The 25,504-nt window shown below is 63.5% G+C and carries 18 protein-coding genes and 2 pseudogenes; 12 read left to right on the forward strand and 8 right to left on the reverse strand.

Annotated features, from left to right (window positions below; all coding sequences use genetic code 11):
• Entirely contained in the window at positions 1 to 972 is a 972-nt protein-coding gene (locus IVA91_RS34605) for a CHAD domain-containing protein (protein WP_247460596.1), read from the reverse strand.
• Between the two features lie 25 nt (positions 973 to 997).
• Positions 998 to 2,524 (reverse strand): bifunctional aminoglycoside phosphotransferase/ATP-binding protein, encoded by a 1,527-nt coding sequence (locus IVA91_RS34610; protein ID WP_247460598.1) that lies wholly within the window; start codon positions 2,522 to 2,524, stop codon positions 998 to 1,000.
• Positions 2,525 to 2,860: 336 nt separating this feature from the next.
• Between IVA91_RS34610 and IVA91_RS34615 the strand changes: the two genes are divergently transcribed.
• Positions 2,861 to 5,554, forward strand: coding sequence for a bifunctional acetate--CoA ligase family protein/GNAT family N-acetyltransferase (locus IVA91_RS34615; RefSeq protein ID WP_247460600.1), 2,694 nt, complete (start codon positions 2,861 to 2,863; stop codon positions 5,552 to 5,554).
• Between the two features lie 294 nt (positions 5,555 to 5,848).
• A complete protein-coding gene (locus tag IVA91_RS34620; RefSeq protein WP_247280613.1) occupies positions 5,849 to 6,577 on the forward strand; it encodes a Crp/Fnr family transcriptional regulator in 729 nt (242 codons plus the stop codon).
• Between the two features lie 4 nt (positions 6,578 to 6,581).
• On the opposite strand, the gene IVA91_RS34625 is transcribed toward IVA91_RS34620, so the two are convergent.
• Positions 6,582 to 7,364, reverse strand: coding sequence for a cyclase family protein (locus tag IVA91_RS34625; protein ID WP_247460602.1), 783 nt, complete (start codon positions 7,362 to 7,364; stop codon positions 6,582 to 6,584).
• A 305-nt stretch (positions 7,365 to 7,669) separates the two neighbouring features.
• Here IVA91_RS34625 and IVA91_RS34630 point away from each other — a divergent pair, with 305 nt between their 5' ends.
• The 4 genes from IVA91_RS34630 to IVA91_RS34645 all read left to right on the forward strand — a co-directional run bounded on the left by IVA91_RS34630 (position 7,670) and on the right by IVA91_RS34645 (position 11,364).
• Complete coding sequence (locus IVA91_RS34630) at positions 7,670 to 8,641, forward strand: TRAP transporter substrate-binding protein (RefSeq protein WP_247451081.1); 972 nt, start codon at positions 7,670 to 7,672, stop codon at positions 8,639 to 8,641.
• Between the two features lie 65 nt (positions 8,642 to 8,706).
• Positions 8,707 to 9,252 carry a TRAP transporter small permease gene (locus IVA91_RS34635; RefSeq protein ID WP_247451079.1) on the forward strand — a complete coding sequence of 182 codons (546 nt, stop codon included), beginning with the start codon at positions 8,707 to 8,709 and terminating at the stop codon, positions 9,250 to 9,252.
• Positions 9,243 to 10,535 (forward strand): TRAP transporter large permease, encoded by a 1,293-nt coding sequence (locus IVA91_RS34640; protein ID WP_247303475.1) that lies wholly within the window; start codon positions 9,243 to 9,245, stop codon positions 10,533 to 10,535. Before IVA91_RS34635 ends, IVA91_RS34640 begins: the two co-directional genes overlap by 10 nt.
• 22 nt (positions 10,536 to 10,557) lie before the next feature.
• On the forward strand, positions 10,558 to 11,364 hold the full coding sequence (locus IVA91_RS34645; RefSeq protein ID WP_247451077.1) for an SDR family oxidoreductase: 807 nt from the start codon (positions 10,558 to 10,560) through the stop codon (positions 11,362 to 11,364).
• Positions 11,365 to 11,378: 14 nt separating this feature from the next.
• Here the strand turns inward: IVA91_RS34645 and IVA91_RS34650 are convergent, their stop codons facing one another.
• The 4 genes and pseudogenes from IVA91_RS34650 to IVA91_RS34675 form a co-directional block, all read right to left on the reverse strand.
• Positions 11,379 to 12,077: a substrate-binding domain-containing protein gene (locus IVA91_RS34650; RefSeq protein ID WP_247451075.1), complete on the reverse strand. Its 699-nt coding sequence runs from the start codon at positions 12,075 to 12,077 to the stop codon at positions 11,379 to 11,381.
• Positions 12,074 to 14,201 (reverse strand): annotated as a pseudogene (locus tag IVA91_RS34665) (molybdopterin cofactor-binding domain-containing protein). Before IVA91_RS34665 ends, IVA91_RS34650 begins: the two are co-directional and overlap by 4 nt.
• Positions 14,198 to 14,668: a (2Fe-2S)-binding protein gene (locus IVA91_RS34670; protein WP_247451071.1), complete on the reverse strand. Its 471-nt coding sequence runs from the start codon at positions 14,666 to 14,668 to the stop codon at positions 14,198 to 14,200. Before IVA91_RS34670 ends, IVA91_RS34665 begins: the two are co-directional and overlap by 4 nt.
• 15 nt (positions 14,669 to 14,683) lie before the next feature.
• Positions 14,684 to 15,658 carry a tripartite tricarboxylate transporter substrate binding protein gene (locus tag IVA91_RS34675; RefSeq protein WP_247460604.1) on the reverse strand — a complete coding sequence of 325 codons (975 nt, stop codon included), beginning with the start codon at positions 15,656 to 15,658 and terminating at the stop codon, positions 14,684 to 14,686.
• Between the two features lie 234 nt (positions 15,659 to 15,892).
• Here IVA91_RS34675 and IVA91_RS34680 point away from each other — a divergent pair, with 234 nt between their 5' ends.
• Both IVA91_RS34680 and IVA91_RS34685 read left to right on the forward strand, forming a co-directional pair.
• Entirely contained in the window at positions 15,893 to 17,983 is a 2,091-nt protein-coding gene (locus IVA91_RS34680) for a molybdopterin-dependent oxidoreductase (protein WP_247460606.1), read from the forward strand.
• 136 nt (positions 17,984 to 18,119) lie between these two features.
• Entirely contained in the window at positions 18,120 to 18,902 is a 783-nt protein-coding gene (locus IVA91_RS34685) for an enoyl-CoA hydratase/isomerase family protein (RefSeq protein ID WP_247460608.1), read from the forward strand.
• 49 nt (positions 18,903 to 18,951) lie between these two features.
• On the opposite strand, the gene IVA91_RS34690 is transcribed toward IVA91_RS34685, so the two are convergent.
• Positions 18,952 to 20,253: a hypothetical protein gene (locus IVA91_RS34690; protein ID WP_247460610.1), complete on the reverse strand. Its 1,302-nt coding sequence runs from the start codon at positions 20,251 to 20,253 to the stop codon at positions 18,952 to 18,954.
• 1,571 nt (positions 20,254 to 21,824) lie between these two features.
• On the opposite strand from IVA91_RS34690, the pseudogene IVA91_RS34695 reads away from it, so the two are divergent.
• From IVA91_RS34695 to IVA91_RS34710, 4 genes and pseudogenes are all read left to right on the forward strand, one after another.
• Positions 21,825 to 22,134, forward strand: a pseudogene (locus IVA91_RS34695) (DNA-binding protein); the annotation flags it as partial.
• A 133-nt stretch (positions 22,135 to 22,267) separates the two neighbouring features.
• Positions 22,268 to 23,329 carry a toprim domain-containing protein gene (locus IVA91_RS34700; RefSeq protein ID WP_247460612.1) on the forward strand — a complete coding sequence of 354 codons (1,062 nt, stop codon included), beginning with the start codon at positions 22,268 to 22,270 and terminating at the stop codon, positions 23,327 to 23,329.
• Between the two features lie 334 nt (positions 23,330 to 23,663).
• A complete protein-coding gene (locus IVA91_RS34705; RefSeq protein ID WP_247460614.1) occupies positions 23,664 to 24,587 on the forward strand; it encodes a DUF2493 domain-containing protein in 924 nt (307 codons plus the stop codon).
• A 141-nt stretch (positions 24,588 to 24,728) separates the two neighbouring features.
• Entirely contained in the window at positions 24,729 to 25,211 is a 483-nt protein-coding gene (locus IVA91_RS34710) for a hypothetical protein (RefSeq protein WP_247460615.1), read from the forward strand.
• The last annotated feature ends 293 nt before the right edge of the window (positions 25,212 to 25,504 follow it).

Below are 25,504 nucleotides of genomic sequence, written 5' to 3' on the forward strand. Positions count from 1 at the left end.
CTAATTCTCAGGCTCTGCGTTCGGCGCGAGGTCGGAGGAGCGGAAGGGCTTGGCCCTGTCCAGTTTGCGGTAGGCCGCCGCGGCGGTTTGCAGCAGCTTCTTTTCCCGCTTGCGGTTGAGAAAGCGAGCGGCGGCCTCGAGACCGGCACCGTTCAGCGCGGCCGCCAGCGCTTGCCCTCGCGCATCGTCGTTCAATTGCCCGAGAGACTTTTGCGCCTTGCGCAATTGCTTGAGCATGGACTTCTGCTTCGTCGCCGCCCCGTCGGTGAACAGATCCGCGAGCGATTCGATCGAATAGGTCATCCGCTTGTTGAGCAGCCGCAGCTTGTGCCGTTTCTCGACGTCAAGGTTGCTCAGCTTCCGCGCCTTCCTGAGCAGCGTCTTTTCCCACGCCGCCAGCTGCGCCGTCGCATGCTCGGCGAGCGAACAGCGACGCAATCTGATGGCTTCCTTGCTGCGATGAGTCGACCAGGGGCCGCTCTCGATCCAGGCCGAGGTCTGCTCGACCAGGCGGCGATAGCGCGCGGATTGCAGCGCGCGCGCCAGCAGGCGGTGGCTCTCGGCGCGCTTCTCGTCCCAGTGCCGGAGCTCGGCGATCACGGCGAGCTCGTCGCCAGTCTCGGCGACGAGCCGCTCGATCGCCACGTCGAGGTCACGCACCATGCCGAGCTGGCTGTTGAGCCATTTCAGTTCGGCCCAGACATTCGGGCGCAGCGCATCGTCGACCATCGGCGAGAAGAAGCGGATGGCGGTGCGCAGATGTGTCAGCGCGATCCGGATCTGGTGCAGGGCATCGGGATCGCCGCGGCAAGTGCCGTCATGCTGGGCGAGAACGGCATCGAGGTGACGGCGGGCGATGATCCGGAACGCCGTGTCGCAGGCCATGCTGGGACTGAGGCGGCCGGGCAGTGCATTGCGCCGCATTGCCGGCATTGCGCGGGCGGCCGTCGAGGTCGTGCTGGGTCGCGCCATCCTTGCCCGCGTCAATCAGATTGCCTTATTTGCCCTCAGTGATTGCGTCCCGACAGCTCTGGAGCGTCTGCTCTTGTGTCCCGGATGCATCGATGGTCGCCCAACCGACATGACCGATATTATAGCGCTCCTGCTGCGCGGCAACCTCTTGCGTGGCGTCGGATGCATCTCCCCGGCGGCTTCCGATACGCGCTTGCCTCGTCGCGAGGTCGGCGACGAGGAACAGGCCGTTCAGCGGCACGTTGCGCTCGCGCGCCAGTGCGGCGATCGCGTCTCGTTCCTCCTCGGCGGCGAAGACACCGTCGATGATCGCCGAATGGCCTTGCGCCAGCACCCGCCGGGCGTACTGAGCCAAGGTGTCGTAGACGCGGGCCGTGACCTCTGGCGTGTATGCGGATGGTGGCAGCGGCTGCGTGTCCTTGACCCCGAACATCTGCTTGCGGACGATGTCGCTGCGCAGCACGATCGCCCCCGGCTGTGGCGTGACGATTGGTGCGAGCGCGCGCGCCAAAACCGTCTTTCCGGTGCCGGACAATCCCCCGACCGCGATCAGGCGCGGAGCGGGAGGATGGATCAGCATCCGGGCGAGGCCGAAATAGCGCCGTGCGTCGTCAAGGGTGCCGGGGTCGTCAGAACGCGGCGGCTTCAGCCGTGCCAGCGCCACCTGAGCGCGGATCGCCGCCCGGATCGACATGAACAGCGGCAGGACGGAGAGCGCGTCGAGATTGTCGTTTGGCGTCGCAGCGAGATATCGGTTCAAGACAACGTTGGCCGCGCGTGCTTGATCGTGGTGCAACAGGTCCATCAGCGTGAATGCGAGATCGTAGAGCACGTCGACTGTTGCCATCTTGGCATCGAACTCGATGGCGTCGAACAGGACCGGCTGTTCGCCGATCAAGACGATGTTCGCAAGATGCAGGTCGCCGTGGCAACGCCGCACGAAGCCGCGGTGGCTGCGCGCTTCAAGCAAGGTGCGGAGGCGCAGGAACATCGCGTGCGAGGCTCTGCCGAGCTGCGCGATTTCTTCAGCGTCAAAATGATTGTCCAGGCCATTGCTGTTGCCATCGATCAGACCAGGGATGGAGGAAATCCAAGCCCTGCCGTCCAAGTGGCCTGCCGCCGCATGCGAAGCCACGATCGCGTCGGCGGCGGCGGAGGCTAGATCGTCATCCAGCGGACCGGCCTTGGCCAGATGATCCAGCGTTTGGCTTTCGTCGAAGCGCGACATGTCGACCGCATACTCGATCGGCCGGCCGGGGCCGCCGATCTGCACCGACCCATCCGGCTCCTCCGTGATCGCCACGACGCGATGATAGATCTGCGGGGCCAGCGGCCGGTTGATCCTGATCTCCTCCTCGCAGGCCGCCTTGCGTTTGTCGAGAGTCGAATAGTCGAGGAACGGAAACTGCACGGCCCGCTTGATCTTCAGCGCGCGGTCGCCGTCGAGAAACACCGAAGCTGCGTGCGTATCGATCCGCCTCACACCCGGATGCGTGGCGGAATTGGTGAGAGCCGCAAAGATCCGGTCCTGGGTCGCGGACTCGTCTGTCATTCCTGCTGGCACATCCAGATGCGTCGGACGGCAGTCCGGCCGCAATCAGGTTACCCTCTGGAACGAGATGGTGGCCAGTCCTTGACTTTGGTCAACGTCCCTTCAAGCTGCCGGTACCGGGCTCGACGAGGATCAAGCGTCGCGACGAAAGCCGGACTACTCTGGCGGCCAAGGAAAAGCGATCCGCCATCATTCGCGTCTGAACGTTAGGGGCGGTGTGATAAAGACCGTCATTGGCCAGCCACCCTGCTGGGTTATGATCTCGCACTAAGCCGAACAGTTTGCGGCGCGATCTTCCACCATCGGAACCGCCAGCGACCGGGCGCATTTGCTTTCATGTCGACCTACCGCCTCAAGAATCTGCTGTCGCCGCGTTCCCTCGCGCTGATCGGCGCGAGTGCCCGCCCGGTCTCCGTGGGACGCGCCGTCCTGGAGAACATCCGCAGCGCAGAATTCAAAGGGGAATTCGGCCTGGTCAATCCGCGTCACGCCGAGATCGGCGGCATAGCCGCGGTGAAGAATCTGGACAGGTTGGACTTCGTCCCCGAGCTCGTGATCATTACTGCGCCGGCGCGGGAAGTTCCCGGCATCATCGACCAGGCCGGACGTCGCGGGTCGGCGGGCGCGCTGATCGTCTCGGCCGGGCTCGGCCACGGACCGGGATCCCTGCACGAGGCTGCTATCACTGCTGCCCGCAAATACGGCATGCGGCTGATTGGTCCAAATTGTCTCGGCATCATGATGCCTGGAGTGAGCCTCAATGCCAGCTTCGCAGCACACATGCCAGGCGCGGGAAGTCTCGCGCTGATCTCGCAATCGGGCGCGATCGCGGCCGGCATGGTCGATTGGGCGGCGCAGCGCGGCGTCGGTTTCTCCGGCATTGTCTCGATCGGCGATCAGATCGATGTCGACCTTGCCGATTTGCTGGACTATTTCGCGATGGATCACAAGACCCGCGCGATCCTGCTCTATATCGAAGCTATCAAGGACGCTCGCAAGTTCATGTCGGCGGCGCGCGCCGCCGCGCGCGTGAAACCGGTCGTCCTGGTGAAGTCCGGCCGGATGGCGCAGGGGGCGAAGGCCGCGGCCACGCATACCGGCGCGCTCGCCGGCGCCGACGCCGTCTATGACGCGGCGTTCCGCCGCGCGGGCGCGCTGCGGGTCTCCGATCTGCGCGAGCTGTTCGATTGCGCCGAGACGCTCGGCCGCGTTGAATCGCCGACGGGCAAGCGCCTTGCTATCCTGACCAATGGCGGTGGCATCGGCGTCCTTGCCATCGATCGATTGGTCGAGCTTGGCGGAATCCCGGCGTCGATCTCGGCGGACGGGCGCAGGAAGCTCGATGACGTGCTGCCGCCGACCTGGTCCGGTGCAAATCCCGTCGACATCGTGGGCGACGCCGACGCCTCGCGCTACGCGGCGGCGCTGGAGGTGCTGCTCGCCGATCCCGACAATGATGCCGTGCTTGTCCTCAACGTGCAGACGGCGATCGCCTCAGCGGCCGACATCGCCACGAGCGTGACGGAGTTCGTCAGAAAATACCGCGAGCAGCACCGCCAATGGGCAAAGCCCGTCCTTGCCGCCTGGGTCGGAGCCGATCAAGACATTATTCAGACGCTCTCCGGCGCGGGCATTCCGAACTACCCGACCGAGGACGATGCCGTGCGCGGCTTCATGTATCTGGTCCGGCACCGCGAGGTGGTGGAGGAGCTGAGCCAGGTTCCGCCGGCGATGCCCGATACGTTCGTGCCGGACGCGCTGGCCGCGAAGCGGATCGTCACTGCTGCGATCGCCGACGGCCGCAAATGGCTCGAGCCGGTCGAGATCAAGCACCTGCTCGAAACCTACGACATCGCGATGGTGCCGACCTATGCTGCGACCAATGTCGAGCAGGCGGTGGCCTATGCGCGCGACATGTTCGCGCAAGGCCTGACTGTCGTGCTGAAGATCATGTCGCGTGACATCGTCCACAAATCGGATGTCGGCGGCGTCGTTCTCAATCTGACCACGCCGGATGCGGTGCGCGCGGCTGCCACCGATATTCTCGACCGGGCCAGAAAACTGCGTCCTGAAGCCCGCATCGGCGGCGTCATCGTGCAAGCGATGGTGGTCAAGGCGAAGGCGCGCGAGCTGATCCTCGGTCTTGCCGATGACCCCACCTTCGGCACCGTCGTCGTCTTCGGCCGGGGCGGGACGGCTGTGGAGATCATCAACGACAAGGCGCTTGCGCTTCCGCCGCTCGACTTGCAACTCGCCCGCGATCTGATCGATCGCACGCGCGTGTCACGGCTGCTTCGCGCCTACCGAGACGTACCGGCAGTGAAGCCGGATGCCGTCGCCACGGTGCTGGTTAAGCTGGCGCAGATGGCCGCCGACATTCCCGAAATCAGCGAATTCGACATCAACCCGCTACTCGCGGACGAAACCGGTGTCACTGCGGTCGATGCCCGCGTCGCCGTGGCGCCGCCGCAGCGGAAGTTCGCCGGCTCCGGCCCGGCCAATTTCGCCGTTCGGGCCTATCCGTCGCAATGGGAGCGCCGCCTTGTACTGAAGGACGGCTGGCGTATCTTCGTGCGGCCCTTGCGCCCGGAGGACGAGCCGACCATCCACGAATTCCTGCGTCACGTCACGCCGCACGACCTCCGCCTGCGCTTCTTCGCGCCCATGAAGGAGTTCACCCACGAGTTCATCGCGCGCCTGACCCAGCTCGACTATGCGCGTGCGATGGCCTTCATCGCATTCGCCGAGGAGACCGGTGAGATGGTCGGCGTCGTCCGGCTCCACTCGGACTCGATCTACGAAAGCGGCGAATATGCCATCCTGCTGCGGTCCGATCTCAAGGGCAGGGGATTAGGATGGGCCCTGATGCAGCTGATCATCGACTACGCGAAGTCGGAAGGGCTCAAGACCATATCGGGCGACGTGCTCCAGGAGAACATCGTGATGCTCGAGATGTGCCGCCAGCTCGGCTTCGAGATCAAGCCGGATCGGACTGAGCCTGATATCTGCGAAGTCAGGCTGAAGCTCTGAGCTCACCCGCTAGGAGGGGCTTCAGCCGGTGATGTGACAGCACCCTTGGCCGACCGATGCCCGCCCGACCAGTTTCGGCCGTTCGGCAGCGCCTCAACGCAATCGCGACTTGCATTGCCTGCAATTCTGCAGCGACCTGAATGCATGACGCTCCTTCGGATGCCGCCCTTTCGCCTAACCGCGGCATTTTCGCGGCATTTGCCTAAAACCGCGCCCATGCTTTCCGGTTGAAAAGCCTGATAACGTTGACTACGCAGGAACCTCGATGCCTCGCAGTCTTAGGAGCCCCGTGGCGTGCCTCAGGACAAGACCGGCGACCCCCGACAGTCAGCGGGCAACAAACTATCGGTTCTGCGCAAGCACCCGATCTTCGCAGATCTGGAGCCGGAGGCGCTCGATCAGCTCTGCCGCTATGCCAAGCACACAACCGTGAAGCGCGGCGCGACGATCGCCGCCAAGGGCGATCCCGGCAACAATCTGTTCGCGGTGATTTCGGGAACGGTGAAGATCTCCTCTTCGTCGCCGGATGGGCGGAATGCCATTCTCAATCTGATCGGTCCCGGAGAGATCTTTGGCGAGATCGCGGTGCTCGACGGCGCGCCGAGGTCGGCGGATGCGACCGCGAACACCAATTGCGAGCTCTACATCATCGATCGCCGGGATTTCCTGCCATTCGTGAAGAGCCAGCCGGCGCTGGCGATGAAATTCATCGAGCTGCTCTGCGCCCGCCTGCGCTGGACCAGCCAGCAGGTCGAGCAGGTGATCCTGCAGAACCTGCCGGGCCGGCTCGCCAGCGCGCTGATCGGTCTCACCGAGGAGCGCAAGTTCGACTCCGGCAGCGGCACACTCGCGATCACCCAGCAGGAGATCAGCGAGATGGTGGGCATGACGCGCGAGAGCATCAACAAGCAATTGCGCGCCTGGGCCGGCCGCAATTGGGTTCGTCTCGAGCACGGCGCCATCGTTGTGCTGGATATCGATGCGCTGCGCGAACTCGCGGAGAGCGGCCTCTCCGGCGAGTGATATCTCAGACCTGATCGTCGAGGATGGCGACCGCGCGGGTCCAACCGGCGGAGGCGCGTTCGATCTTGACCGGGAAGCATGAGACCGTGAAGCCGGTCGAGGGCAATTGATCGAGGTTGTGCAGCTTCTCGAGATGGCAATAGCCGATGTGCCGCCCTGCCTTGTGGCCTTCCCAGATCAGGCCGGCATCCCTTGTTTCGGCATATTTCTTCGCGGTGTAGACGAACGGCGCGTCCCAGCTCCAGCCATCGGTGCCGGTCAGGCGGACGCCGCGTTCGAGCAGGTACATCGTGGCCTCATAGCCCATGCCGCAGCCGGAATTGACGTAATCGGCTTGGCCGAATTTCGCGCCGGCGCTGGTGTTGACGACCACGATCTCCAGCGGGGACAGCGTGTGTCCGATCCGTTTCAGCTCCTTCTCGACATCGTCGGCGCTCGCCACATAGCCATCGGGCAGATGCCGGAAGTCGAGCTTCACGCCGGGTTGAAAGCACCATTCCAGCGGCACTTCGTCGATCGTCCACGACCGTTCGCCGCGGTTCATCGTCGGATGGAAGTGCCAGGGCGCATCGAGATGCGTCCCGTTATGGGTCGACAGCGCGACCTGCTCGACGGCCCAGCCCTGGCCATCCGGAAGGTTTTCCGCCTTGAGGCCGTCGAAGAACTGCAGCATGCGCGGCAGGCCCTGTTGGTGATCGATGTACTGGATCGCCGGATGGTTGCCTGGCGGATCGGCAGTCACGTCGTTTCGGAGCGGCACTGAGATATCGATCAGCTTCCGCGGCATGGGCATTTCCCTCGATATGGTCCGCTGTTTCGAACATGTTGAGGGGGCTCGGTAGGCGGCGTCAAGTCACCTGCCGGCGACGTCGAGCCAGCCCGCCGTACCCCACCATAATGCGAATTGCGCCCGAAATTGATCGATGCAAGTCTGGCATTGATCAATGCTGGATTTGGCTTGGACTCAGAATGCCGCCCGCCCTACGGACGACATTGGCGCTTGACTTCACACCTGAAGTGGAGCGACCCCAGGCGGCCCGCAGCCGGCCGACAACGACATAATCAACTCAATCGACCAGGAGGAAAGCCCAGATGAAGACGCTCACCGGTATCATCACAGCCGTTGCCTTGGCGGTCTCAGCGCCCCTGGCGACCGCACGCGATTTCCGCTCCGCCGACATCCACCCCGTCGATTATCCGACCGTTGAGGCCGTCAAGTTCATGGGCAAGCAGCTCGCGGCGGCGAGCGGCGGCAAGCTCGGCGTGAAGGTGTTTCCCAACGGAGCCCTGGGCTCCGAGAAGGATACCATCGAGCAGCTCAAGATCGGCGCTCTCGACATGATGCGGATCAACGCATCGCCGCTGAACAATTTCGTGCCGGAAACCATCGCGTTGTGCCTGCCTTTCGTCTTCCGGGACACGCAGCACATGCGCACCGTCCTTGACGGTCCCATCGGCGATGAGATCCTGGCGGCGATGGAGCCGGCGGGACTGGTCGGCCTTGCCTATTATGATAGCGGGGCCCGGTCCATCTACACCGTCAAGGCACCGGTCAAGTCGCTCGCCGACCTCAAGGGCCTGAAGATCCGCGTCCAGCAATCCGATCTGTGGGTCGGTATGATCCAGAGCCTCGGGGCCAACCCGACGCCGATGCCCTATGGCGAGGTCTATACCGCTCTCAAGACCGGCCTCGTGGACGCTGCCGAGAACAACTGGCCGTCCTATGAGTCCTCGCGCCATTTCGAGGCCGCCAAGTTCTACAATGTCACCGAGCACTCGCTGGCGCCGGAAGTTCTCGTGATGTCGAAGAAGGTCTGGGACACCCTGAGCAAGGAAGATCAGGCGATGGTCCGCAAGGCGGCCAAGGAATCGGTGCCTGTCATGCGCAAGCTCTGGGACGAGCGCGAGCACGCCTCCCGCAAGACCGTCGAGGCGGCCGGCGTTCAGGTCGTGACCATCGCCAACAAGGCGGAATTCGTCGAGGCGATGAAGCCGGTCTACACGAAGTTCGCCGGCGACGAGAAGCTCCAGAGCCTCGTCAAGCGCATCCAGGACACGAAGTAAGCACAGCGGTGTCGGGTCCGGAGTCGCCTAGCGTGCGATGCCGGACCCTCGCGGGGAGACACGGGATGACAGATCCACACGTCGCAAGCCACGAGGCGGTCGCCGGACGCCCGTCCACCGGCTTGCTGTCGCGGGTCAATGCTCCCGTCGCGCGCGCGGGCATGTATCTGTCCGTGACCGGCCTGCTCGGCATCGTCATCATCGTGTTCTACCAGGTGTTCGGGCGTTACGTGCTCAATTCGAGCCCGACCTGGACGGAGAACCTCGCGCTGGTTCTGATCCTGTATGTCACCTTGATCGGCGCCGCTGTCGGTGTGCGCGATGCCGGACACATCGGCATGGACAGTCTCCTGGTGATGCTACCGGATCACATGCGGGAGAAGATCGAGCTCGTGATCCACGTCCTGGTGGCCGTGTTCGGCATTGCGATGGCCTATAACGGCTGGATCCTGGGGGCGTCGGTTGGAACGGTGAAGATCCCCAATCTCGGCCTGCCGGAGGTGATCCGTTACGTGCCGCTGATCGCCTCCGGTGTCCTGATCGTCTCCTTTTCAATCGAGCATATCGTTGCTCTCCTGCGCGGCGAAGAGGTCGTCCCCTCATGGAACTGATCATCCTCGGCGCCACGTTCTTCGGCTTCCTGATCCTCGGCGTCCCCGTCGCCTTCGCGATTGGCCTCTCGGCGATCTGCACCATCCTCTACGAAGGTCTGCCGGTTGCCGTCATCTTCCAGCAGATGATGTCGGGGATGAACATTTTCTCGTTCCTCGCCATTCCGTTCTTCGTCTTCAGCGGTGAGCTGATGCTGCATGGCGGCGTCGCCGACAAGATCGTGCAGCTCGCCAAAAATCTCGTCGGGCACATCCGCGGCGGGCTCGGCATGTCCAACGTTGTCGCCTGCACGCTGTTCGGCGGCGTCTCCGGCTCGCCAGTGGCCGACGTGTCGGCGATGGGCGCGGTGATGATCCCGATGATGAAGAAGGAGGGTTTCGACACCGACTACGCCGTCAACGTCACCACCCACGCCTCGCTGGTTGGAGCCTTGATGCCGACCAGCCACAACATGATCATCTATGCCCTGGCCGCCGGCGGCAAGGTCTCGATCGGCGCGCTGATCGCCGCCGGCCTGCTGCCGGCGCTGGTGCTGATGGTGTGCATGCTGGTTGCCGCCTACGCAGTCGCGGTGAAGCGCGGCTATCCGGCCGGCAAGTTTCCAGGCTGGGCCGAGGTCTTCCGCTCGCTCGCCGCCGCGCTGCCTGGCCTTCTGATCGTCGGCATCATCCTGGCGGGCATCTTATCCGGCGTCTTCACGGCCACTGAATCGGCAGCCGTCGCGGTCACCTACACGATCCTGCTGACGTTCTTCATCTACCGCACCATGACCTGGGGCAACTTCCTGCGTGCCGCCGCCAAGGCGGTGAAGACGACCGGCGTGGTGCTGTTGCTGATCGGCGTCTCCACCATGTTCCAGTATCTGATGGGGCTGTATGAAGTCGCCGATCTCGCCGGCGCGATGATGAGCAAGGTCTCGACCCAACCCTGGATCATCTTCCTGCTCATCAACGTCATCCTGTTCGTGCTCGGCACGTTCATGGACATGGCCGCGACCATCCTGATCTGCACCCCGATCTTCCTGCCGATCGCGATGAAGGCGGGCATGGATCCGGTGCAGTTCGGCATGCTGATGCTGATCAATTGCGCGCTGGGGCTGAACACGCCACCGGTTGGAACGACGCAGTTCGTGGGCTGCGCCATCGGCGGCATCTCGGTCGGCGCGGTGATGCGCACCATCCTGCCGTTCTATGCCGCGCTGATCGCAGCACTGATGTTCGTGACCTACGTCCCTGCGTTCTCGCTGTGGCTGCCTCGCCTGCTGATGGGCTACAAGGGATAGCAGCACCAGGGAGGAGCTATCAGTGACGGACTATCGCAAGCTTTTCGATCTCACCGGCAAGACCGCAGTCGTTCTCGGCGCCGCATCCGGCATCGGCAAGTCGTCGGCCGAGGCGCTGGCCGGGCTCGGTGCCCGCGTCGTTTGCGCCGATCGCGCGCTCGACGCGGCGGGAGCGACCGCCGCCGGCATTCGCGACAAGGGCGGCTGGGCGGAAGCGGCGAGCTGCGACGCCGCAAGCGCCGCGGACGTCAAGGCGCTGGCCAAAACCGTGATGCAGAAGTTTCCGCGGCTCGACATCGCCGTGACGACGCCCGGGCTCAATATCCGCAAGACCATCCTCGACTATACCGAGGAGGATCTCGATCGCGTCCTGAACCTCAACGTCAAAGGCACGGTCTGGTTCTTCCAGGCCTTTGGCCGCATCATGGTCGAGCAGAAGGGCGGCAGCATCATCGCCTGCTCCTCGGTGCGCGCAGTCACGATCGAGCCGGGCCTCGGCGTCTATGGCTCGACCAAAGCGGCGATCGGCCTTCTGGTGAAGGGCTTTGCCTCCGAGGTCGGGCATGCCGGCGTGCGCGTCAATGCGATCGCGCCGAGCATCGCCGAGACCGCGTTGACCGGCCCGTTCAAGCAGCGGCCTGACATCTACAATCTCTACGCCGGCCACACCGTGTTCAACCGCTGGAGCAGCGCCGACGAGGTCGCCACCGCGGTGGCCTATCTCGCCTCGGACGCCGCGAGTTATGTCAGCGGCAGCACGATGTTCGTCGACGGCGGCTGGACGGCCGTGGACGGCCCACCGACAGGCCTTACCCAGCTGCACAAATAGGCGGCCATCCGCATCTAGCAAGTAAAGCCCACGCGGCGGCGCAGCTCCTTCTGCTCTGCGCCAGTCAGCAGGGCGATCAGCGCGGCGGCCTCCTTTGGATGCGCGGCCCGCGCTGTCGCGCCGGCCGTGTACATGGTCACGAGCTCGCAGCCCGGCGGCAGCGATCCCGATAGCGCGATGCCGTCGGTTGCGATGATCTCGGTCGCCTGCGTGCAGCCGATCGGCCTTTGCGCGGTGGACGCCGCGAGCTCCCGCATCGCAGTCGCTCCGTTCGGAAAGATCATGAGGCGTGACGCGACCTCATAGCCAATGCCGAGCTGATCCAGCACCTTGGCGACATGCTGTCCCGCCGTCGAAGCCTTGGTATCGGGGACGTAGATCGCATCGGCGCTGCGTAAGACCTCACGCAGATCGGATTCGGTCCTCACCGTCACCCCGGGATCTCGGTTGCGGACCGCCAGTGCAGTCTCGACTTGGCCGATATCAGCGATCGAGGAGGCCGTGACAAGCTTTTCCCCGGTGAGCTTTGCAAGAAGGGCTTGCGTCAGGATCACGAGGTCCGCCGGTTTTCCCGCGCGCAACCTGTCGGCCATGATACCGACCGCGCCAAATTCGCCGTCGATACTGAGGCCGGTCTGCGCCTTGAAGGCGTCGGTGAGGCCGCGCACCAGCCCTTGCGCTGCGCCGCCGCTCAAAATGTTCACTGTCGTCACGATGCAAGCTCCGCAGCTGCAATGATCCTGTCGCGCGTGATTGGCAGGTCGCGCACACGCACGCCGAGGCAGTCGTAGACCGCATTGGCGATCGCTGCCGTCACCGGGCCGTGCGCGGCTTCACCGGCGCCGACCGGCTCGATCTCCGGCCGCTGGATGAGTTCGACATCCACTGCCGGCACTTCGCTGAATCTCAGGATCGGGTAGTCGGTCCAGGACGTCGATGTGATTCGCACCCGGTCGAAGCGGACACGCTCCTTCAGCACCCAGCTCGTTGCCTGGATCGCGCCGCCCTCGATCTGGTTGATGGCGCCGTCCGGATTGATGGCTTCGCCAACGTCGACGGCAAGCGTCAGCCGCTTCACGCGGATGTCGTCGGTCGATTTCGGCAATCGCGGCGCAGTAGGCTCCCATGTTCTTATAGCGCGCAAAGCCGACGCCGTGACCGATGCCGATTCGCTTCTGCGGTTTCCACGCCGCGCGTTGCGCAGCGGCGCGGATGACGTCCTTGGCGCGCTCGTCGCGCAGATGGCGCAAACGGAATGCGATCGGGTCCTCGCCGCGCAGGGCGGCGATCTCGTCCAGCAGGGATTCGATGGCGAACACATTGCCTTGTGCGCCGAGGGTCCGCAGCGCCGAGGTGCGTACCGGCATCGTCAGCAATCGGTGGCTCGTGATCGTCCAGGCCGGGAGGTCATAGAGTGGAACGGAGTTGCGATCAGCGCCGCCGCCATTGGCGACCGGCGGGTTGGACGAGATCATGCGCGGGTAGGGATTTGCGATCTCAGTCGCGGCAAGCAGCGCCGGCTGCGCCGCGCGCCCCGGCCGCGCCGCGTGGCCGTTGCTCCAGATGGTGTGACGCCAGCCGACGATCTCGTTGTCGGCGTCGACATCGGCCTCGATCTCGATAGCCATGGCCGCACCGAACGGGGCATGGGACATCTCGTCATGGCGCGACCATTGCACCCGCACCGGATGGCCGCCGGCAGCCTTTGCCAGCAGCACGGCGTCGAGCGCGACGTCGTCGGCCGCGTTGTGTCCGTAGCAGCCGGCGCCCTCCATGTGCTCGACGACGATGTTCCCGGCCGGCAGCTTCAGCACGATCGCGAGATCGGCGCGCAGCAGATAGATGCCCTGGCTGTGGGTCCAGACATGGACGCGATCGCCATCCCATTGCGCCATGGCGCAGGACGGCGCGATCGAGCCGTGTGCGATGTAAGGGCGGGTGTATTGCCGGCGCAGGGTTTGGGCCGGCTTGTTCGTCGCCGCCGCGGTCCTGATCTCGATGATGGTGGTCTCGACCGGCTGGCTTCTTAGGAAGCCCGTCAAATCATCTTCATCGGGCAGCGCATCGCCGGCCGACCATGTCGCGCCCTTGCGTAAGGCTTTCAGAGCGGCTTCCGCCGCTGCCTCGCTGTCAGCAACCACGCCGGCAAAGCCGCCGTCGCGAACGATCGTGACGAGAGCGGGGACAGCGCGCGCAGCCTCCTCATTGAGCGCAATCAATCTGGCGCCCGAGACATCCGGCCGCAGCACGCGTCCGTGCAGCAGGCCCGGCAGTGCCCAGTCGTGGATGAAGCGCGGCCGCGCGAACACCTTGTCGGGAATGTCGACGCGCTGCACGGAATGTCCGGCGACGAGACGCTCGGTGGCGCTTTTCGCTGTCGCGCCCGCGGTGACGTCGTGGTCCAGCGAGACCTCGCCAGCCAGCTCCCAATAGCTGGTGCTGACATTGCCCGGTCCCGAGATCGTGCCGTCATCGATACGGAGCAGCGCCGCATCGACGCCGAAGCGCTCCGATGCAGCAGTGAGGAAGCGCTGGCGCACCTCGGCGCAGGCGTGGCGCAGTGCGCGGCCGGATTGCTGGATCGACAGGCTGCCCGAGGTGACGCCTTCGTTCGGGCTCATTGCCGTCGAGGCGCGGATCATCTCGATCCTGATGATATCGAGATCGAGCTCGTCCGCCGCAATTTGCGCCAGCGCCGTGACGATGCCCTGGCCGATTTCCACTTTGCCGGGCGAGATCGCTACCCGGCCGTCGGCGGTGAATCGCACCCAGGACGATAGTTTTGGATTGGCTGCGAGGCTGGCCGACAGCTTCGGGGCAGGGGGCGACACATTCATGACGTCGCCATCTCCGATGCCGCCCGCAGCACGGCGCGGACCATGCGGTTGTGCGATCCGCAGCGGCACAGATTGCAGTCCAGCGCGGCTCTAACCTCGGCCTCTGTCGGTGACGGATTGCGCTTCAGCAGCGCCGCAGCGCTGATCAGGATCCCCGATACGCAATAGCCGCATTGCATCGCCTGTTCGCAGATGAAGGCACGTTGCAGCGCGTGCGGTTGCTCGACCGTGCCGAGGCCCTCCACCGTGATGACGTCCTTGCCGGCGACCGACCACATCGGCATGTCGCATGAAGCCATCGCGCGGCCGTCGACCATGACGTAACAGGCGCCGCACTCACCGGCGCCGCAGCCGAAATGCGCACTGTTGACACCGAGCCGGCTGCGTAGCACGTCGAGCAGGATCTGATCAGGATCGACATCCACAGCCATCGCTGCGCCGTTGAGCTGGAATTGAATGGCAGGCATTCTCGCGCTAAGGCCTCACGACTTGTCGAACTTCTTGACCACGTCGGCCCATTTCTCGATGTCGCCGCGCAGGAATTTTTCGAACTGTTCCGGCGTCATCGACATGGGCACGGCACCTTGTTCTGTCCAGAGCCTGATGATGTCGGGCCGCTTTACCATTGCGTTGACGGCCGCGTTGAGCTTGTCGATGACAGGCTTCGGCGTCCCCGCCGGCGCCATCAGGCCGAGCCAGATCGTCGCCTCGTAGCCAGGCACCCCGGCCTCGATCGCGGTCGGCACGTTCGGCAGCACGGCCGAGCGCTGCTTGCCGGTGGTGGCGAGCGCGCGGACCTGGTTCTCACCGATGTTCGGCGCCATTGCCGGCACGGCGTCGATCATCATCTGCACCTGTCCGCCGATCACGCCGCTGCGCGCCTCGCCACTGTTGCGATAAGGCACATGGACGATATCGACGCCGGCCATGACTTTGAACAGCTCGCCGGCCATGTGATAGGGCGTGCCCTGGCCGGAGGAGGCGTAGTTCAGTTTGCCTGGCTGCGCCCTAGCGAGCGCGATGAATTCCTGCAACGTCTTTGCTGCGACTTGCGGATTCACCACGATGACGAGATCGGAAGAGTTCACCGGCGCGACCGGCGCGAGATCGCGCATCAGCTCGTATTTGCGCTTGTCCGGCGTCAGCAGGGATTCGTTCGCGGTCTGGGTATTGGACATCATCAACAGCGTGTAGCCGTCGGCGGCCGCCTTTGCCGCTTCGACCGTGCCGATGACGCCGCCCGCGCCGGTGCGGTTCTCGATCACGAAGGGTTGGCCAAGGCTTTCCTGGAGCACGTTGCCGATCAGCCGGGCCGCGACGTCCGCAGGCCCGCCGGCGCCAAAGGGCACGATGATGCGGACCGAGCGGGTCGGATAATCCTGTGCCAAGGAGGAGGCCGCGGACAACGCGGCAACCACGCCGGCCGCCAGAGCCAGCATGAATCTTCGGGCTTTCATGCCCACCTCCCTGATGTCGTTCTTGTTGGCCGACACTGTAGCGGCAGGGGATGTGGACTGTCGACGGCTCACAAAGCCGCTCGTGCCGGGAATATCGCGACCGTGTCGGTGTGGCCGCGCCGCTCTTCGCAGTCGCGGCAGGAACCGGAAGCGCACGTGATCTGAGCAAATCGCATGGGCATTGCCGGATAAATGCCCTCGGCTGACGGGTATTTTGGTGTTACGAACTGGGACATGAACCAGCACGCCAAGATCGAAATCCGCCATTCGACCTGCCCGCATGATTGTCCCTCGGCCTGTGCCCTCGATGTCGAGGTGGTCGAGGGCCGCAGCATCGGCCGGGTCCGCGGTTCGAAGCAGCAGACCTATACGGCCGGCGTCGTCTGCGCCAAGGTCGCTCGCTACGCCGAGCGCATCCATCACCCCGAGCGGGTGACGTTTCCGATGCGCCGCATTGGGCCGAAGGGTTCTGGGCAGTTTGCGCGGATCTCCTGGGACGAGGCGCTGGATGAGATTGCCGATCGCTTCAATCAAGCCGAGCGCGAATTCGGCGCGGAATCGATCTGGCCCTATTACTACGCCGGCACCATGGGCCTCGTGATGCGCGACGGTCTCAATCGCCTCACCCATGTGAAGAAATATTCGCGCTTCTATCAGACAATCTGCGCCAATGTCGCGCGCATCGGGTTCGCGATCGGCACCGGCAAGATCGCCGGCGTCGATCCGCGCGAGATGGCGCTGTCCGACCTCGTCGTGATCTGGGGCACAAATCCCGTCAACACCCAGGTCAACGTGATGACGCACGCCTCGCGCGCGCGCAAGGAGCGCGGCGCCAGAATCGCTGCGGTCGACATCTACGACAACGAGACCATGAAGCAGGCTGATATCAAGATCATTCTGCGGCCCGGCACCGACGGCGCGTTTGCCTGCGGCGTGATGCATGTCCTGTTCCGCGACGGCTATGCCGACCGCGCCTACATGGACAAATACACCGATTGCCCTCGTGAGCTCGAGGCGCATCTGAAGACGCGCACACCCGAATGGGCCTCGGCCATCTCAGGCGTGCCGGTGGCCGAGATCGAGGCCTTTGCCAAGGCGGTCGGCGAGACCAAGCGGACCTTCCTGCGTCTCGGTTACGGCTTCACCCGCTCGCGCAACGGCGCGACGCAGATGCATGCGGCGCTCTGCATTCCCGCCGTGACCGGCGCCTGGCAATACGAAGGCGGCGGCGCCTTCTTCAACAATTACGCGCTCTGGCATTTCAACGAATCTATCATCGAAGGCCACGATGCGATCGACAAGACCACGCGCGCGCTCGACCAGTCGCAGATCGGCCGCATCCTCACCGGCGATGCCGAAGCCCTGCAGGGCAGGGGCCCGGTCAAGGCGATGCTGATCCAGAACACGAACCCGATGACGGTGGCGCCGGAGCAGGCGCTGGTACGGCAGGGCTTTGCGCGCGAGGATCTTTTCGTCGCGGTGCACGAGCAGTTCATGACCGAGACCGCCGAGATGGCCGACATCGTGCTGCCGGCGACCATGTTCATGGAGCATGACGATCTCTATTACGGCGGTGGCCATCAGCACATCTCGGTCGGGCCCAAGCTGATCGACGCACCCGGCGAATGCCGCTCCAATCACGAGGTCTTGCAGGGGCTGGCGCCGCGGCTTGGTGCGAAGCATCCGGGTTTCGACATGACGCCCCGCGAACTGATCGACGCGACGCTCAAGCTCAGCAATCACGGCGACATCGCCGGCTTGGAGGCTGATATCTGGCGCGACCTGCAACCCGATTTCCGCACCTCGCATTATCTCGACGGCTTCGCCCATGCCGACGGAAAGTTCCATTTCAGGGCCGACTGGGCGCATCCGCCGTTCGGTCAGACCATGGGCGATTTCGACAAGATGCCGTCGCTGCCGGATCATTGGGCGGTGATCGAGCACAGTGATCAGGCCCATCCATTCCGGCTCGCCACCAGCCCGTCGCGCAGCTTCCTCAACACGACTTTCAACGAGACGCCGTCCTCGCAGGCGCGCGAGGGCAGGGCGAGCGTGATGATCCATCCGCTGGATGCGGCCGCGCTCGACATCGCGGGCGGCGATGCGGTGACGCTCGGCAACAGTCGCGGCGAGACCACGCTGGTCGCAACGACGTTCGACGGCGTGCAGCGTGGCGTTCTGATCGCCGAATCCGTTCATCCGAACAAGGGTCATATCGGCGGCCGCGGCATCAACATGCTGACGGGCGCGGATACCATCGCGCCGATCGGCGGGGCGGCATTCCACGACAACAAGGTCTGGATCAGGAAGGCGGCCGCGGGCTGAAGCACGCTGTCGCTTCGATTGCTCTCTAAATTTGTGTCGAGGCGCTAAAGCGGCGCCTCGCCGCAGATTGCGCTTGCACCTCGCGCCCGAGCTGCCGCAAATGACAGCAAAACGGAGCCAAGGAAGCGAGCGTGCCATGAGCGACACCACAGCCGTGATTACCGAGAAGCGCGGGCAGGCGTTCTGGATCACCATCAACCGGCCGGAGAAGCGCAACGCGCTGAACGGCGATGTCATCGCCGGCATCAGCAAAGGCTATCGCGACGCGCATGACGACAAGGACGTCCGCGTCATTGTGCTGACGGGCGCGGGCGACAAGGCGTTCTGCGCGGGCGCCGACCTGCAGAATTCCGGCGCGGCTTTCGCGATGGATCATTCCAAACCAAATGTCGACTATGCGGATCTGCTACGTTTGTCACAGAACGCCACCAAGCCTGCGATTGCGCGGGTTGGCGGCGTCTGCATGGCCGGCGGCATGGGCCTATTGTGCATGACCGACATGGCGGTTGCAGCCGATCACGTCATCTTCGACCTGCCGGAGGTGAAGGTCGGCGTGTTCCCGATGCAGGTCCTGAGCCTGCTGCAGAGGATCGCGCCGCCGCGGCTTGTCAACGAATGGGCGCTCACGGGTGAGCCGTTCGATGTCAAGGCGGCGCAGGCCGCGGGCCTCCTCAATTACGTCGTGCCTACGGCCGAACTCGACGCCAAGGTCGACTGGCTGATCGGCCGCATCGTCGACAAATCGCCGACCGCGATCCGCCGCGGCAAATACGCCATGCGCGCCATCGCGTCGATGTCTTTCGACGAGAGCATCGCCTACACCGAAAGCCAGATCGCGCTGCTCGCGATGACCGAGGACGCCAAGGAGGGATTGAAGGCGTTCAGCGAGAAGCGATTGCCATCTTGGACTGGAAGATAGGCGATCATGTCAGGGCACGGTTTGGATGCTGTGGTCCTTCAAAGCAGCTTTATTCCGAGGAGTGATCGGCGTTTAGTCCAACAAGGAGCGCTCTTCTGCGCTGCTCGCGACGCTTCTTTGTGGCTGTGATCAACTGTTTGCCGGTGCGCTTGGCGTAGGTTGGCAGTTGGCGGCTTGATCTATGACGGCCTGCGGCACGCAACTCTGCGTCCGTGAGATCGCTATCGGCACCTTCGGTGAAGCCTCCGTGCCGGAAGGAAGTAAAGGAAAGTTCCTGACGAAGGTCGGCCGCTGCGATGATCTTTTTCACCACGCTGCGCAGATAGCGCAGGTCCTTGCGCGGCGTAATCCATGGAATCGGGGTTACCGACCGACGATGGGCATGGTCACGCCGGAATACCAGCCCCGGGAGCGAGGTCTTTTTCATCTCGTCGAGCTCGTCCATAAGTTCAGGAAAGAGAGGGGCGCCCGTTTCGTCTAACAGTGGCCACCAGGCTTCCTCTCCATTCTTTGGGTGCACGATCCTGACGCTGTTTGGCCGTTCGCTAGGACGGTAGTGCGACATGTCGAAGGAGCCAAACACGTGCTGCTCTCGCTGCAGCCACTCCCATGACAACAAAGCAGCAGTTGCGATGGAGCGATAGTCGAGCCTTTTCGCGGCAGCCCTGAACGCGACGAGTTCATCCCAAGTTGCGGTTGGTGTGGGCCGTATCGGCTGGCCGGGCGCACGTGATCTTAATCCCATGCGTGAAAATGGATTGCTCGCTGGTACCATTTTTTCTTGAGCGCGCTGCCCGACGAACCAGGCCCGCCGGCAGCTCGCCATGGCCACATTTGCGTAGCGACGACGCTCGCGGACGACGACCTCTCCATTCTTGCCTACTTTTGTTACGACTAGCAGCTTTCCATAAACTGCGTCGACGAAAGCCTTTGTAAAATCGGACAATTGCTTCGACCCAACGCGACTTCCATCTTTCAGCTCGTGATTGGCAAAGAGCGCGAGACTCTTTTTGTACTGCCGCTGAGTGGTGCTTTCGATTTCGCCCCACTTCTGGTGAGCTTGGTAGATGCCGACCAGCCAATCGAACGTGCCGGGCTCGGGAGAGGCCGGCATCATGTCACTTAGACCCCGTGAGCGCCAACTCTCGAATGCCGGCAAGAGGACTTTTTCAACCCGCTCGACGGCACCCGCATAATCGCTCCCTAAAGCTTCAGGCCTCAAATGGCAGCCCTGCCGACGAGCCCAGGTTGGCGGCGCGAAATAGTAAGCCACCGTATTGTTCGCCAACAGTTTTCGTTGACAATATCGAGGAAGCTTCGGTGCCGCATCAAGTGACATCATACCAGACATAAGAGATCCTCCGGCTCCCTGGCGTCTCTTCTTCCAAGAGGTGCTGCGAAATGGTCCATGGTCGCCTTCGACCAGACTGGCTCCCGCAGCCGTCCTGTTCCACGACAGCTGACCGGTGGCGGCGCATCTCCTCGGCGGATCGCGCACGCAAGTTCGCCTGTGTCTTCAAAGTCCAGGTAGGCGGCCGCCATATCCGCTCTCATCATCGCTGGCCAGGTTCCAGCGGGTGGGTAGCGAGCAGGCAGCGCTGTGCGTCGTGAAGGTGGGCGGTCTGATCTCACTGATGGGGCCGCTTAGGTCCAACAAGAGTCGAATTCACTGAACGACGACGTCCGATCTGGAAGATCTAGATTGGGCTCGACTCGTGATCAGTGGAGCGAGAGTCGCGGTGGGTCATAAAACGAACTTTTACGATGAAAGACTTTTCCGCTCTACTGCGCAGTGCCGCCGTGGGGGGCATAGGCCAGATTAACGCGCGAAAAAGAGGCCTAGCGTGCAGTTCTCGGCGAGAACCAATTCTGACCGGCGAAATCCCCGAAAGCGGAGCTAATGGTATCTCCGTTCGCGGAGTGGGGCGCCGCTAGCAGGCAGTCAACTGCTCTAGATGCATCATCAATGGACTTTCCCACAGATTCGCCGGTGAGCTTGCACTGAATCTGTCCGAGCGTTGTACGGTGTCGGAATGTGGTGGACGCAGACCAAATGATCGGGCCGGTCTCTTATCGACCCATGCGGGGATTCCCGACCACCTCGTTGCATAAGCAAGCCGTGAACTGACGCCTCTATCTACATGCTTGAGGCGATCGGCCGATTCAAAGCCGAGTTTGCAACCAGAGGCGACGCCGGTGAAGGTGAGAAGAACAACATTCTCCCATGCTCCAGATCAGGATTGTGGAATGGAGAGGAGTGCGCGTAAGGAAATGTCGGCCCTCCGATTGGCGGATTCTTTCGCTTGCGCGCGTGCGGCTGCCGCCGCACCGGGCTCTCGTTGAAACCGAGCCGCTCTGCGTCTCGGCCGTCCGGCTTCGATCCCTCGCGCAAAGACTTGCGGAGCTCCTCGCCGGGGGCACTCGGGAAAGGGGCTCGCCTGCGGCGATCGCTATCACTGCCCCGTTCCCGGGTGCCGCTATTGAACCGGTCTCGTCGCTGCACTCGGACCCGCGTGCCCCTTCGGGTCGCTATGCTCACGCTCTCCGGGTGCCATTTTCAGTTGAGGCGACTTGCCATTGGCGCGCGCCTGGTCACGCCTGCAGCCCTAGGCACCTCAATCCCATCAAGAATGGGACGAAAGGCGGCTGCGTCGTAGATTGTCGCATTTTCTGATGCAAACGCCGAGCTTGCCGTGGCGGGTTATACGACAGCCTTCGAAAGAACAACGTGATGGTGCGGGCTTCTTCACAAGCTCGCAAGGTCCTGAACTAACTCCTTGGATCCTTGCCGGAGCCTGAGGTCGATATGATGACCACCAGCGGCGCGGGAGGCGGGAGGAGAGTGAAAGGGTTGCGGCGGTTTTCCGCGATGGGTTGGAGGCCGAGAGAGTGGCTCCCGGCAACCCGTCGTGGAGCATCGAGATGACGGAGGCTGTCCAAAAGATCACCCTGTCGCCTTCGCGCGACATCCCCCTCGAACAAACTGGTACACAGACAATCGAACGTTCGGCGGCTCGCGGCCGGAAGTTCGATCGAGCAATTCGCCAAAGTATCACGCACCGTTCGCTGCTGCAGAGCCTCAATGTACGGCCGATTGTGGAGGCGGAAGGCAACGAGACTGGCATGCTTGAGGTGCCGGCGGACGGTCTTCGCTACCCGCGCGCTCGGACTTCTCACGATGCAGAAGCGAATGGCGAAGGCGCAAGCCGTTCCTTTTATCGTGCGCGAGGGGGCATCAATGGAGACGAGATCATCTCTTGGAAGCTGCGCATGTTCGTGCCCACGGACGCAAGCGGCACCGAGATCCAGTCGAAAGTGCTTGACAGCTATCCGCTTGCACCCATCGGCGAGCAGGAGGCTGCGTAATGTCTCGCGATGCGTCTGAATTGGCACGCCGCCTCGCGCGCGAGGCGGAGGCGGTGTGCCGACACTATCTCTCCAATGGCAAGCGGTCGGGTCGGTACTGGGTCGTCGGCGACGTCCACAACACCCCGGGCCGCTCGCTGTTCGTGCGGCTCCAGGAATCACCTAAAGGCCGACCTGGCAAGTGGATAGATGCTGCGACCGGTGAGCATGGCGACCTCCTCGACATCATCCGCGAAAGTCTGGGCTTGCGCGACTTCCGCGAGGTGGCCGCGGAGGCAAGGCGCTTCTTGAAATTGCCTCGCGCTGAACCGGAGCTCGTCTCAAAGCCTGTCGGTCCGGCAGCACCGGCCGGATCGCAGGAGGCCGCCCGTCGGCTCTTTGCAATATCCAGCTCGATTGAGGGGACTGTGGTCGAGACTTACTTGCAAGGGCGCGGAATAGCCCATGTGCATCATGGCGGCAGCTTGCGTTTCCATCCACGCTGCTACTATCGGCCGGACGAGCACCTGCCGACCGAGACCTGGCCGGCGATGATCGCCTCTGTCACGGACCTCGATGACAGGATCACTGGCGTACACCGTACCTGGCTCGACCCGGACGGCTTTGATCGCGTTCGGCTGGGCAAGGCTCCGATCGATACGCCACGACGCGCGATGGGTGACCTTCTCGGCAATGCCGTTCGTTTCGGCGTGGTGGACGACGTGCTCGCCGCCGGCGAGGGCATCGAGACCATGCTGTCGCTGCGCTACGTGCTGCCGACGATGCCGATGGCCGCTGCGCTTTCGGCCAACCACCTCGCGGCCATGTTGCTGCCGTCTGGCTTGCGTCGGCTCTATATCGCTCGCGATGCCGATGCCGCCGGTGATACGGGGCTCGCCGTTCTGACCCAGCGCGCAGCAGACGCCGGCATTGAAGCCATCGCGTTGTCGCCACGGCTGGGCGATTTCAACGAAGATCTGCACGTCTTCGGTCTTGACGATCTCCGAGCGGCCTTGCGGATTCAGCTCGTACCTGAGGATGTCGTCCGCTTCCTGCATTCGTCGACGGTGCCCGCGGAATAGATCCCGACGGTTCGATCGACCGTGACAGCTCGGTCATGGGTGAGGCCAATACCGGTAGAGGGCGCGACCTTTGCGCCTTCTAAAGGCGATCGGACGGCAAGCGGCCCGGGCCGGCAATGGCTGCGTCCGGCTATTTTCCGCCGCGCGCCGGAAATTGAAACACACATCATATGTCTAGCCAGCGCGCTTTGCATCGCGAAGCAAAATAGCCGGCCTCCGCCATCCTCCGCTGCCGCTTCGGCCCTTCGGGTTCTGGCCCGTTCCGCCCGCCGTCTGAGTGATCGCCACGAAGGCCGCGAAGGGCGCGGCCAAACCCGGCAAAGGACCTCCTTCCATGACCGACCATGACGACGTCGAGCCGCCGCACGCCTCCTCTCCGACCGACCATGTCCTCACCGAACTACAGCTCTTCGGTTACCGTCCCTTCGACGACCAGCCTGATCCGAGACCGCTTCCCGAAGGCAAGACGATCTCCGGTGCCGTGGCCGATATCTTCGATGCCCTGGTTGCGACTCTGAACGACACGCGGCTCGAGTCGGACCTTGACGATCTGCTCTGGTCGACCGTCAACTTATTCCATCGTGCCGTCGATCGAATCGAACGCCAGCTCGACGACAACGAGCAGGCGCAGCACAAGAGCCAGCGCGAGCAGAACGGCTCTGAAGTACGATCGGTCGAACTCGAGCGCCTCACGGCTGAAGGCATCACGCTGATCGAGCGCCGCAACTGCCTTGAGCTCTTTCGCGACCAGGCCATCGAGCGATTTGAGGTCCACACCGGCTCGGCCTGGCGTCCTCGGTCGGGATCATTGGTCAATCACCGAACGCTGACCGCAGCGATGATCGACTCCCGCGACTTCATCGCAGCAAAACGCCGCGCCGAGACCGAGGTCCTGGTGCCATCAGGGCCGAAGATCGCACTCACCGGCGGGCTCGACTTCAACGACCATCACCTCATCTGGGATCGCCTCGACAAGGTTCATGCCAAGCATCCCGACATGGTGCTGCTCCATGGCGGCTCGCCGAAGGGCGCCGAATTGATCGCATCCAAATGGGCGATCAATCGCAAGGTGCCGCAGATCGCTTTCAAGCCCGACTGGACCAGGCACGCCAAGGCGGCACCGTTCAAGCGCAATGACGCCATGCTCGAGCTCCTGCCGATCGGCGTCATGCACTTCCCGGGCACGGGAATTCAGGACAGCCTCGCCGACAAGGCGAAGCGGCTCGGCATCCCCGTCTGGAAGTTCGGCGGCGCATGAGCGCCGCCTTACTCGCCTGTAAGACGACCAAGGTGGAGTTGCACGCCGCAACTTCGCCTCGTTTCGATATTAGGTCCGAAGCCGCGCCGCGGTGGTGGTGGAAGGCGCGACTGGTACATCTATGCACATGGAGCCACCACCATGCTCGCCCTTGGGCTTGTTCTCAACACGCTCGGCATTGGCTTGTTCTGCTGGGTGATCTTTGCGTTGGCGGTGTATGCGCTGCCTTTTTTCGTCGCACTCAGTATCGGGATGTTGGTATTTCATGGCGGCGCCGGCGTCGTCGGCGCGCTGCTTATTGGATTGGCCTCCGGCGCACTGACGCGTGATATCGGTCAGGTCGCCGTCGCCCTCAGTCGGATCCGGACGTTGCGCATCACGATCGCAGCCGCATTCGCCGTCCCTGCGGCCATCGCTGGCTATCATGTGATGTTCGCCCTGTCGCAGATCGGGGTGCCTTCGCTAGCTTGGCGCGAGGCCTTCGCTTGCCTGCGTGCGGTTTGCATCGGCGGCACGGCATGGACGCGCTTGACCGTTTTCGCGAAGACCCGCCTGTTGGAGTCGGCCGGGGTGGCGGAGAATATGCCTCGACCGGTGCTCACAGCAGCCACGCATGAGCGATGACGCTTCGTCGCCATCATCGGTCGAGCAAGGCCGCACAGGGCGCCCGTTGAACGAGGGATCATCGAGCTTGAGGGAGAGGTAATCCCGCTCTTCCTCGTAGCCTTTTGATCCGCCTGGTCCACATTGCTGCGGTGGAGCGGCGCGCCGCTCTCGATCATTCCTTCCGGGACGATTCCGCCCTTTGCAGCAGATTGTTTCTCTTTCTGCGCCGAACCGTACCAACCTCTTGTGCAGCTCAACCGAGCTTCGCCAAGTCTTCTCCTTAAGATTGCGGTTCAGCACGCGGACGCACG

Origin of the sequence: Bradyrhizobium sp. 153 (genome assembly GCF_023073835.1) — a bacterium.
GTDB lineage: Bacteria > Pseudomonadota > Alphaproteobacteria > Rhizobiales > Xanthobacteraceae > Bradyrhizobium.